We start from the raw sequence: 8337 nt of genomic DNA on the forward strand, positions 1-8337 counted from the left end.
ATCGGCGAGTTGCCGCTGCCTCTGCAGATTAAATTTTTTCGTTTTTTGCAGGAACGCACGTTCGAACGTCTCGGCGGCGTCGAGCAACTCGAGGTGGATGTGCGTATCATCGCGGCGACCAACTTGAAGTTGGCGGAGGCGGTGACGCAAGGCAAATTCCGCGAGGAATTGTATCATCGCTTGAACCGGTTTCCCATTGAAGTGCCGCCGTTGCGCGAACGCCATGGCGATATTCCCTTGCTGGTCAGGCATTTCCTTAAAACCTGCGGCCGCAGCCGCACGAAAGCCGCCAAAGATATTTCTCCGGCTGCGCTCAAGCTGTTGGAGAATTATCATTTCCCCGGCAATGTGCGTGAGCTGGAAAACATCGTTGCCAGCGCAATCTTGTTGGAAGAGAGTGAAGTCATACAACCCGAAGTCATTCGTTTGCGCCTGGCGCAGCCCATTCCTGAAATGCAAACAGAGTATGCGGATCTGCCCTATAAAGACGCAAAAGAGCAGTTCGACAAAGCATACTTCCTGCAAGTGCTCAAACGGTTTAATCACAATGTGAGCAAAACCGCGGAGTTTGCGCAAATGGATCGCAGTCACGTTTTCACCAAACTCAAAAACCTTGGCTTGCGGAATAACGGCGAGTCATGAGGGTGAGTCGTCTTGGGGAGAATAAAAAATTCCCGCAGGAGAAATCTTCTTGAGAATTCCGCCTGCGGGATTTTTTTATGAAGGGCCAAACGTCAATTACGCTCGCGCGTCTTCTTGGGCGATTGTTTTTCGGATGATGTTTTTTTTCGAGGCGTGAATTTCGGCTTTTCCGGCGCATTCGCCGGCGGCTTGCGCAACCCCTTGAACGGGGTGGTGAGAGAGTCTCGATCCTTGTCGCGCCCGCGGCTTTCGGGTTTGCCCTGTTTGCTAAATGCGTTGGGCGCGGCAGAAGGATTGCGTTGCAAGCTCAGCGTTGATGGCGCAGACGAGGACGGGATCAGGCTATCCTTCGGAGATACCGGCGCAAGGCCGGGAGAATCCCTGCGTTGTTCGCGCGCCAGCGCTTGCTGCGATTGAATGTGAAGCGGTGCAACAGCGAATGCGGGTCTGGCATTTGCGCCGAGACGAAACTGAATATCTTTTTCAACCTCCGTAATGATTCCGGGGATATCAAGCGCGTCTGATCCGGAGACATTGCGGCCAGAAGGCAAACCGTGCGCGGCAAACGATTGCTGCAGCCAGGGCGCAATATGCATCGCGTGCTCGGTGAGCACTCCGCCAACATAAGCTGAGCCCTCGGCACCTCGATAATCCAAACGAATATCCTCCGCCAATTCCGTGAGACGATACGCGCGATTCGGCTCCAGCACACGCCAACAATGATGCGATTTCGGATAGAGAATTTCCATCCCGCCCCAGGGATTGATTTGATACAATGTGACGTAGCCGCGGCTGCTGACCCGCACAGACATGTCAACCGCAACATCGTCCGCGAAAGGTTGTTCGAGCTTTTGCGTTGGCCAGATTTCGACGCGCACGGCATTGGACGGCTGCGCGCGCACCGGCTGCCAACAGGCGGCGGCAACAAACGCGACAGCAGTTATGATATTACGCATCTCTTTTTCTTCTCCGGTTTCATCGACATGACATAAGCGGAAGACAGCCTCTATGGACTGAAGTTGATTTGTTCATAGATGCCGGCCTGCTGTGCTGCCTTCCGCTACACTCAACAGCTTAACTTAAACACTATTCATTCCCCATGAATCCGGCAATGGTTATGCCATGCCTTCAGGAAATGAATCAGTAGGTGCAGGGAAGGTTTCTGTGTCTTCGTCAATCGAAGTGGGAATATTCTGTCCATTATTTCGAATTGATTTGACTAAAGATAGGCAACAAGAACCGGCACGAAAGATCAGTATGGAGATCAAACGTTTCCCTGATTTTGACTCTCAAAAATTGTTCATCATTTTTTGATATTCAAAATCTGTGGCGATTTCACGCATAAATGACAAGCTGCTTTTCAACCTCACAAATCGATTTATTTGCCGTGCATGCGCAATAATCTAAGCCCGATCGACTTACTTGTTCAAAAAATTCCGCACCAAATCTTCCATAACGGCATAGGGCGAGAGGGTATTCGCATGCGAGCTATTCAAGTGCTCATGCAGCAAGCGCACGGTTCTGTCATCCCAGAATTCATGCTTCAGCCTTCTGTTGACCAGCTCGCGGATCATGGTTTCGAGGCGATGGCGGCGCTTGGTTTTGAGATGGCCGTGCTGCTCAATAAAAGCCCGATGCCTTGAGATGGTTCGCCAAATTTCGTCGATGCCCTTGGCTTGAGAGGCGGCGGCGGCAATCACCGGCGGGTTCCATTCCGCTGCCGGACGCAAATGCAAGATGGCTTCCAACTCGCGCAAAGCGCGGCCGGCGCCTTCACGATCGGATTTGTTCATGACGAAAATATCCGCAATCTCCATCAATCCCGCTTTCATGGCCTGCACCGCGTCACCGCTTTCGGGTACGAGAATCACGATCACCGTATCCGCGGTTTCAACAATGTCTAGCTCAGATTGGCCGACGCCAACGGTTTCATAAATGATGAAATCCTTGCCGAACGCATCGAGCACATCTCCTGCTTCCTGTGCTTTTTGCGACAGGCCGCCGAGCGAACCGCGCGTCGCCATGCTGCGAATGAATACGCCGGCATCGGTGGCAAGATCGTTCATGCGCACGCGATCGCCCAACAATGCGCCGCCGGTGAACGGACTGGAAGGATCGACCGCCACAATGCCAACGGTATAGTTCTGCTGGCGCAAAAGTTTGGTCAACTCGTCCACCGTGGTGGATTTGCCCGCGCCCGGCGGGCCGGTGATGCCGAGACGATAGGCTCTGCCGACTTTGGCATAAATCGCGTCGAGCAACGCCGGCGCCTCCGGGCTTTCATTTTCAACGGCTGTGATGATCTTGGCCAGAGCGCGGCGCGAGCCAGAGAAAAATTGTGAGAGGAGGTTGGATGGTGTCATTATGCGACTTCGGCTGTTTCCAGGGTGATCGCGCGCGCCCGCTCAACCGGGCGATAGTACAGCTTTTCAAAACCGATCACGTTTTGAGTGGAACGGTCTTTAATCAGAATGACGCCCTCGCCGGTCTCCTCACAAACCTGATCAGTTCGCGGTTCTTCCCAGTAGACTGTCAAGGTTTCTCCTACGGGATCGTGAATTACACGGATGTGGGCCATATTATTTCTCCTTATTCCGCAAGCGATGGCGAATGAGAATTCTTTTGCGTTTTTTCAATCTCCCACAATTTCGCGTACTTCGTAAATACGTATGCCGCTGAAAAGCAGGCGAGTATGAATCCCGGCATGCCGTCGAGAAAGCCGGTTTTGAAAACATACATGCGCAAAAACATCCAGAACGGGCGAAACAGCAAATCCCACCACTGCCAGCGCTTGCCTTTGCGATGCAGTTCTTCGGCAGCAAGCGAGGTATAACGATTGAATTTTTCAAAATAGCGGCGAATGTCGCGATCAGTGTAATGCAAAAGATGGTTTTGCAGGCGACCGATTTTGCCTTTGAGTTCAACCCCCTCGTGAACTTTGAGATTGTTGAAATTTGCATTCTCCCGCCGGAAGAGGCGCAGCACATAACCGGGATACCAACCGCCGTGCATGATCCAACGCCCGAGAAAATTGGCCAGACGGGCAAGTTCATAGCCGGCGCAGGCCGGGGCATTTGAGAGTAAATCACAAATTTCCTGACGCAGCTCGGGCGTGACGCGCTCGTCGGCGTCGATCCACAACACCCAATCGCCGGTGCATTGCGCCAGCGCGAATCGTTTCGCGGCCGCATAACCCTCCCAGGGCCGCACGAAAACTTTGTCGGTGAATTCCCTGGCCAGCGCGACGGTGTTGTCCTGGCTTTCGGCATCGACCACCACAATCTCCTGCACCCAATGCAGGGAAGCGAGGCATTCATGAATGTTCTCGCCCTCGTTTTTGGTGATCACGATGGCCGACAGGCGCGCCGTGCTCTCATTTTGAACGGCCGCTTGGCGATCTAATTTTTGCGGAGTTTCAACGCTAACCGCACTCATTTTGCACCGGCCAATTTTCGTGAAACGCGTTTAGAGCGGCGCTGATCACGCTTCAAGGCTTCCGACAATTTCTGTTGCAGCCAAAGGTGCACAAGCGTCTCCGCAGAAATCCCGCGCCGGCGCGCAACTCTGCCGATTTTTTCGGCAAGCTCGCTTTCCAGGCGGAGAGGTTGATTGCGAAGATCAACTATCACATCTTTGACCTCGCTAAAATAATCGCGATACTGAGTCAAATCGTGTTCTGTCCAAAAATCAGCTTCAGCCTCCGGGCTTTCAAAACGTTCAGGCACAGGATCACGATTCTTATGGTTTGTACCGCGCTTGGTTCTGCTTTTAGTGTCTGGCTTTCGCATAATGCTTACGCTCATTTTTGTTCATGTCCCTGGCGCTCATTATCAAAGCATCTTGGTTGAGCTTGTAAATAAAAAACACAATCAAGTACCGGCCGGAGTTTGTTCGTCCCCATGCCGAATACATATCCTCGTCGCTGATCACCTTGCCTCTTTCACGAAATTCAAAATAAGGGTAATTGCTGAATACTTGCCCTACTTCGAAGTCATCGACATGGTGCTTGCTCCAAAGTTTTTCTTGAATCCGTTCCGAGATAATGACATTCCGAATGATCATGCCATCCCCACAAAAGGTTTTGTATCAATTCAACTCGCTTTTTCTAAAACCGCCTCTCGCAAACGAGAGCTATTATGCGTCGTATACACAGCCTCCACCAGCCACTCCGGCCGGAATTCCGTCACGCAAATCGGGCCGTGCGGCATGTCGCATACTTTTTTCCAGCACGGCGCGCACGGCAAATCGCGAATGATTTTGACGCCGCGATCGTAAAGCTCGATTTCCGCGGCGCACGAAAGGCCGAACCAGGCCACGACGTATTTTTTCAAACCAATGGCAATGTGCATGCCCAGGCTGTCGCCGCTGACAACAATGTCTGCGAGATTCTCCAGAACAATTCCCTCACGCAAACCCAATGTCGTCGGCGTGGGAATCGCCGCGCCCTCGCACAACTCTGCCAGGCGTTGATTGCGCTCAGTGTCTTCGCGGCCGCCGAGCAGGATGATTTTGACCTCGGGCATGGCCACAGCTATTTGTCGAATGGCCGCGGCTTGCGTTTCGATTTCGAGTTTTTTGAGAGAAAAGAGCGTCGAGCAACCGGTATTGAAACCGATGACAGTTTCGGCTTCGCGCAAACCCAACTCGCGCCGCCAACGTTCGCAAGCGGCCAGCTCTTCCGGAGTTAATTGCAAAACATATTCGTCGCGGCGATAGTCAATTTCCCACGCCTCGGCAAGAATATCATTCCCGGTGCGTTGGTTCACACGAAATTTGAAGTGATCATCGACGCCGAGGCGATAGCCGTATTCCGCGCCTGGGTTCAATGGCACAATTGCGCCGTTCTCATTCAAGCCGAAGCCACGCTTGCTGGCGGCATTGACAATATTCATGAATGCTGCCGCCGGCCGGCTTTTATCGGCATTGAGCGCCACCTCGAATCTCTGCTGTAGAATCGCTATGCGATTTTCGTCGTTCCATTCCACCAGATGATCGATGAACGGATTGTTTTGCAGCAGCGGCAAGGCATTCTTGCGTGTGATCCAGGTGATGTGACTATCGGGATAGGTTCGTTTGAGCGCCGGCAACTGCGCGGTGGTGGCCAGCACCGTGCCGAGCGCATCGAGATTCACGATCAGCACGCGTGTGGCCATCGGAATGCGATCTTGACAGCCTTCACAGAGCTTGAATGGCACACACGGCTTGTAGCCGGTGAACAACCGGCAATCCGGAATGATCGTTTGCGAATCGTAGAATGGGCTCAGCGGTGGCTTTGATTTCATGCGAAAACTTACGGTATCATGGCTTGAAGTGCAAGGAGAAATTCCTGGGGATGAAGCGATTGCACATAATCGCGTTGCCGTTTCAGGGACTCGGCAGATAGGACGCCGCAATCCGGTGTAATCGTCTGAGCAAATAAGACAAATTCTACTTGCACAAAAATCACAAAAAAGGCATATTCATCACACTCTCGCCCGTTCATATGACGGTAAACTTCTGAAATTTCTTGAAACTTCTCCATAAATATTTCTCGAGCGAGTTAGCGAACATCAGTAACACAGCTCAGGGGGCTCCGATGAAACGTGCGGCGCTGTTGTTTTCTTTTCTCTTGTTGAGTGAAGCACGGGCACAAATCATTCTCTCCGAAGTGATGTTCAATCCTCGCGGTAACGAAAACTCCAATGAATTCGTCGAGTTGTTCAATGCCAGTTCGGCCGATTCGATCTCGCTGGCGGGCTGGCGCATTGGCGATCAAAGCGCCTCAGAAGACATTATCGCGTGGCAATCCGGCTTGAAACTCGCGCCGCAACAATTCGCCGTGATTCTCGATCCGAGTTATTTCACGTCCTCAACGCAATACGATGCCCTCATTCCTCCGGAAGCCCTTATCCTCACGATTAGCGACAATGCCTTCGGCAGCGGCGGATTCTCAAACAGCGCCGCAGAAACCGTGATCTTGATCAATGCTGCGGGCGACACGGTGGCGAAGTATTTTTATTCCCTCGGCAATCCCGACGGCATCTCCGACGAGAAGATCAATTTGAATGAAGATGATTCTCCTCAAAATTGGACAGATGCGTTGCGGGTTGATGGCACGCCCGGCGCGCGAAATTCCGTTGCGCCGAGTTTGATCGATGCCGGTCTCGCCGAGGGCAGTTTGCAAATCGAGCCGGGCGCGTTGCGTGAAGGCATGACGGCAACGATTCGCGTGCTCGTGCGCAATCTCGGGGTCGCGCCGGTTGCAGCCTTTCAGGTCGATTTCAATCTCATGGCGACAAGCCCCGAATTTCCTGCAACGATTTTTCTGGGTAACTTTCTCTCCTCGCGAACGCTGGCGCAGGATGACAGCATGGACGTCACCCTCATAACACCCGCCTTGCGCGTGGGAAAATATACACTGCGCGCCCAACTCATGCTGGACGAGGATGCCAATGCGCGCAACGACACGCTAGCGATTCCGGTGGCGATAGGCTGGCCTCGCTCGACGTTGTTGATCAACGAAATAATGTTCACACCTGCCAGCGGCCAGCCGGAATGGCTTGAAATCTACAATCCGCAATCCTTCAGCGTGCCGTTGTTGAATTGGATGATCGAAGATGAAGCCGGCAGCCGCGGCGCCATAGAGAAAAATATTTTTATTCCGCCGCGCAGCTTGCGCGTGCTCACAGCCTCGGCAGACATGGCAACTCTCTTCAATCTACCTGAGGATGCCGTCATTCTCACCAATCGCTTTCCCTCCTTGAACAATTCCGGCGACTTGATTCTCTTGCGCGATTTCAGTGACGCCGTGATTGATTCCGTTTTCTATGAAGGCGACTGGGGCGCGCCCGGCAAGTCAATCGAAAAAATTTGGCACGAACGCGACAACAACCGCCGCAACTGGCTGCCGAGCGCCGCGGGGCAAGGCGCGACGCCGGCGGAATTCAACAGCGTCAGCCCGCGCGAGCATGATTTGCAACTCGAGCAATTGCGGTTTACACCAGCCCAGCCGCATTACGGCGAAAACGTGGAATTGGAAGCGATGATTCTGAATCGCGGCCGGAAGGCATTATCGAATTATACCGTGCATTTTTTCTATGATCCGATCGGCGCGCAGGATTCGACAGTGATGGTAGAATTGGGCGCTTTTGCCGCCGCGCAAGCACTGGCGCCCGAAGATTTTGCCACGGTAAAACTGGTCTGGCCGCAACCGCCCTCCGGCAAGAACGTTGTCATTGCCGACGTTCGTGCACCGCAGGATCTTGTTTTGACAAATAATCATCTCACAGCAGAATTGTGGGTGGGCTATCCGGCGCACACGGTGGCAATCAATGAAATCTATTATGCCCCGCGCAGCAGCGAGGTTGAATGGTTTGAGTTGTTCAATTGCAGCAACGCCACGGCTAATCTCGCCCGTTGGCGCTGGCAAGATGCCGAGTCCGAAGTGGCCGTGATTTTTCCGGACAGCAGTTTTTTGCTGGCGCCCGGGGCGTTTGCCGTTATTTCGCCGAAAGGCAGCTTGCCGCTGCTTACGCCTGTCGCTCTGCGCGTCGTTATCGGAAACTGGTTAACGCTGAATAACGAAGCGGATCGCATTCGACTATGGGATTTTAATAAAGGCTTACAAGACAGCGTGAGTTTTCGCAACCGCTGGGGCGGCGATACAGGTTTTTCTCTCGAACGCATCAATCCCAGATTGGCGGCACAGGATAGCAG

The 8337-nt window shown here is 53.0% G+C and carries 10 protein-coding genes; 2 read left to right on the forward strand and 8 right to left on the reverse strand.

Annotated elements, in window-relative coordinates; genetic code table 11:
• Positions 1 to 642: sigma-54-dependent Fis family transcriptional regulator (locus tag FBQ85_22365; GenBank protein ID MDL1877885.1), on the forward strand; the 642-nt coding region annotated here is incomplete at its 5' end.
• 92 nt (positions 643 to 734) lie between these two features.
• On the opposite strand, the gene FBQ85_22370 is transcribed toward FBQ85_22365, so the two are convergent.
• The 8 genes from FBQ85_22370 to FBQ85_22405 all read right to left on the reverse strand — a co-directional run bounded on the left by FBQ85_22370 (position 735) and on the right by FBQ85_22405 (position 6163).
• Positions 735 to 1598 (reverse strand): DUF4384 domain-containing protein, encoded by an 864-nt coding sequence (locus tag FBQ85_22370; protein ID MDL1877886.1) that lies wholly within the window; start codon positions 1596 to 1598, stop codon positions 735 to 737.
• A gap of 462 nt (positions 1599 to 2060) precedes the next feature.
• On the reverse strand, positions 2061 to 3005 hold the full coding sequence (gene meaB / locus FBQ85_22375; GenBank protein MDL1877887.1) for a methylmalonyl Co-A mutase-associated GTPase MeaB: 945 nt from the start codon (positions 3003 to 3005) through the stop codon (positions 2061 to 2063).
• On the reverse strand, positions 3005 to 3220 hold the full coding sequence (locus FBQ85_22380) for a hypothetical protein (protein ID MDL1877888.1): 216 nt from the start codon (positions 3218 to 3220) through the stop codon (positions 3005 to 3007). Before FBQ85_22380 ends, meaB begins: the two co-directional genes overlap by 1 nt.
• An 11-nt stretch (positions 3221 to 3231) precedes the next feature.
• A complete protein-coding gene (locus FBQ85_22385; protein ID MDL1877889.1) occupies positions 3232 to 4077 on the reverse strand; it encodes a glycosyltransferase family 2 protein in 846 nt (281 codons plus the stop codon).
• Positions 4074 to 4445, reverse strand: a complete 372-nt coding sequence (locus FBQ85_22390; protein MDL1877890.1) for a hypothetical protein — start codon at positions 4443 to 4445, stop codon at positions 4074 to 4076. The genes FBQ85_22385 and FBQ85_22390 overlap by 4 nt, the downstream gene beginning before the upstream one ends.
• Positions 4411 to 4704 (reverse strand): BrnT family toxin, encoded by a 294-nt coding sequence (locus FBQ85_22395; protein MDL1877891.1) that lies wholly within the window; start codon positions 4702 to 4704, stop codon positions 4411 to 4413. The genes FBQ85_22390 and FBQ85_22395 overlap by 35 nt, the downstream gene beginning before the upstream one ends.
• A 29-nt stretch (positions 4705 to 4733) precedes the next feature.
• Positions 4734 to 5924, reverse strand: a complete 1191-nt coding sequence (locus FBQ85_22400) for a glycosyltransferase family 9 protein (protein ID MDL1877892.1) — start codon at positions 5922 to 5924, stop codon at positions 4734 to 4736.
• Positions 5925 to 5932: 8 nt separating this feature from the next.
• On the reverse strand, positions 5933 to 6163 hold the full coding sequence (locus FBQ85_22405) for a hypothetical protein (protein ID MDL1877893.1): 231 nt from the start codon (positions 6161 to 6163) through the stop codon (positions 5933 to 5935).
• A 54-nt stretch (positions 6164 to 6217) separates the two neighbouring features.
• On the opposite strand from FBQ85_22405, the gene FBQ85_22410 reads away from it, so the two are divergent.
• The coding region (locus tag FBQ85_22410; protein MDL1877894.1) for a lamin tail domain-containing protein at positions 6218 to 8337 on the forward strand (2120 nt) is incomplete at its 3' end.

It is taken from the genome of Cytophagia bacterium CHB2, from assembly GCA_030263535.1.
Classification (GTDB): Bacteria; Zhuqueibacterota; Zhuqueibacteria; order Zhuqueibacterales; family Zhuqueibacteraceae; genus Coneutiohabitans.

What these genes read in the sequence shown, in the direction of transcription:
- FBQ85_22405 (MDL1877893.1), bottom strand. Translation starts at nt 6,163, where the DNA reads ATGGAGAAGTTTCAAGAAATTTCAGAAGTTTACCGTCATATGAACGGG.
- FBQ85_22385 (MDL1877889.1), bottom strand. Translation starts at nt 4,077, where the DNA reads ATGAGTGCGGTTAGCGTTGAAACTCCGCAAAAATTAGATCGCCAAGCG.
- FBQ85_22400 (MDL1877892.1), bottom strand. Translation starts at nt 5,924, where the DNA reads ATGAAATCAAAGCCACCGCTGAGCCCATTCTACGATTCGCAAACGATC.
- FBQ85_22370 (MDL1877886.1), bottom strand. Translation starts at nt 1,598, where the DNA reads ATGCGTAATATCATAACTGCTGTCGCGTTTGTTGCCGCCGCCTGTTGG.
- FBQ85_22390 (MDL1877890.1), bottom strand. Translation starts at nt 4,445, where the DNA reads ATGAGCGTAAGCATTATGCGAAAGCCAGACACTAAAAGCAGAACCAAG.
- FBQ85_22380 (MDL1877888.1), bottom strand. Translation starts at nt 3,220, where the DNA reads ATGGCCCACATCCGTGTAATTCACGATCCCGTAGGAGAAACCTTGACA.
- meaB (MDL1877887.1), bottom strand. Translation starts at nt 3,005, where the DNA reads ATGACACCATCCAACCTCCTCTCACAATTTTTCTCTGGCTCGCGCCGC.
- FBQ85_22395 (MDL1877891.1), bottom strand. Translation starts at nt 4,704, where the DNA reads ATGATCATTCGGAATGTCATTATCTCGGAACGGATTCAAGAAAAACTT.